Origin of the sequence: Thioalkalivibrio sp. ALE11, assembly GCF_000381205.1 — a bacterium.
GTDB lineage: Bacteria > Pseudomonadota > Gammaproteobacteria > Ectothiorhodospirales > Ectothiorhodospiraceae > Thioalkalivibrio.
In genome coordinates this window covers 1-1,764 of record NZ_KB906211.1, presented here as the reverse complement: position 1 = coordinate 1,764, position 1,764 = coordinate 1, and the positions used below count along the sequence as shown (strand labels likewise).

General features: G+C 69.0%; 1 protein-coding gene and 1 pseudogene. One reads left to right on the top strand and one right to left on the bottom strand.

Annotated features, from left to right (window positions below; genetic code table 11):
• Positions 1 to 94 precede the first annotated feature (94 nt).
• Positions 95 to 448, bottom strand: a pseudogene (locus F620_RS14640) (rhodanese-like domain-containing protein); the annotation flags it as partial.
• Positions 449 to 607: 159 nt separating this feature from the next.
• Here F620_RS14640 and F620_RS0114115 point away from each other — a divergent pair.
• Positions 608 to 1,764: FimV/HubP family polar landmark protein (locus tag F620_RS0114115; protein WP_038031386.1), on the top strand; the 1,157-nt coding region annotated here is incomplete at its 3' end.

The window sequence follows — 1,764 nt, the reverse complement described above, 5'->3', positions numbered from 1 at the left end:
ATCCGCTTCTCGTGCCCTGCCTCGAAGGCATGGAAAACTGGAGGTCTCGATCGAACACTACAGCCAACCGTTGACAGGTCAATCCATATCAGGAGTCGGGGCCGCGCGAATCGATGATCAGCAGGTCGTCGCGCTCGCCGAGCTGGCCGAGATACTCGAGGAACTCCGCCTCGCCGAGGGTTTCCACGCCACGGCCCAGGTCCATGGGCTGGACGCAGAACGGCGGGCAGGGGCGCGAGGTCTTCGCGAATTCGTTGTCCAGCCGGTTCTCGGTGTCCTGGATGCGCTGGATGGTGACGGTCTCGTCACCGTGCGGGACCTCCAGCGACTGCAGGTCCGGGGTGATGCCGACTTCCAGCGCCGAAGCAGGCCCGGCCAGGCCCAGGGTGAACAGGCCGGCCAGGGCCAGTCCGGGGGCAAAACGTTTCTGCATCTTCTCCTCCAGCATGTTTTTGTTCGCAAGCCGGGATTGTGAGTCAAACGGGGTCGGCTTGCACCCTGCCGGCGGGGGATCCCTTCAGCACGGCTTGCACGGGCCGTTACCCTCCTCGAGGCCACGCTTCGTGGCCAGCGGATTTCGACAGAGGGTTCAGGTTTGGATCGACGGGTGGAACACAGCCGCAATGGCTCCGGACTGGCGGGCACCGTGCGCGGCCTGACCCTGGCGCTCGGCCTGGCCGCCGCGGGCGTGACGCCGGTGCTGGCCGAATCGCCCGACCGGCCGACGCACGAGGTTCAGCGCGGCGACACCCTGTACAGCATCGTGCAGACCTTTGATCTGCCCCCGGGCGTGTCGGTCAACGAAGCCATGCTTGCCTTCCTCGAGGCCAATCCCGAGGCCTTCGCCGAACAGAACGTGAATACGCTGCGGGCCGGGACGGTACTGGAGCTGCCGCCGGAGTCGGCATTCGCCCGGCGTGATTGGGACAGTGCCCGTGCCGAGGTCCTGCGCCACATCGAGAACTGGGACCCCGGCGCCGTGCGCGTGGAGGACCGCTTCGAAGCGGTGGACGAGGGCCGCGAAGGCATGTCGCGTGCCGCGATCGAAGAACGTCTGGCGTCGCGCGATGCCGAGATCGACGAACTGCGCGAGGCCGTGGAAGAGCTGCGGTTCCTGCTGGAGTCGGAGCGTCTGGATGCGGGGACCGACGCCGCGGCCGAAGAACTGCGCCAGCAGATGGAACAGGACCTGGACACCCTGCGCACCGAGCGTGATCAGCTGCGCGACCGCCTGGTCGAAGTCGAGGAACGCCTGGTCGAGGTGGAAAGCCGGCCGGGCCCGGACGAGGTGCCGCTGAGCGAACAGCTGACCCGACCGCCGGTGCTGGTTGCACTGGGCTCCATGGCGCTGGGTCTGGGTCTTTTCCTGGTGGCCGGCATCATGCTGGGGCGCCGTCAGACCGGGGGCGGGGGCAAGTCCGCCTCCGCAGGCAAAAAGGGAAGCGCGCAGGCGAAGTCGGGCGAGGGCCGTTCGGCCCGCGGGGACGAAGCCGAACCGCAAATCCCGGCGGAAGAAGGTGCCGGCGCCGCGGCCGCCGGAGCCGTCAGCGGCGCCGCCGCAGCTGCAGCCGGCTCGGCGGCGGGCGCCGAACCCGAACCCGAACCCGAGCCTGAGCCCGAGCCCGAGCCCGAGCCCGAGCCTGAGCCCGAGCCTGAGCCTGAGCCCGAGCCTGAGCCCGAGCCTGAGTCCGAGCCTGAGCCCGAGCCTGAGCCCGAACCCCAGCCGGAACCCGAGCCGGAACCCGAGCCGGAACCCGAGCCGGA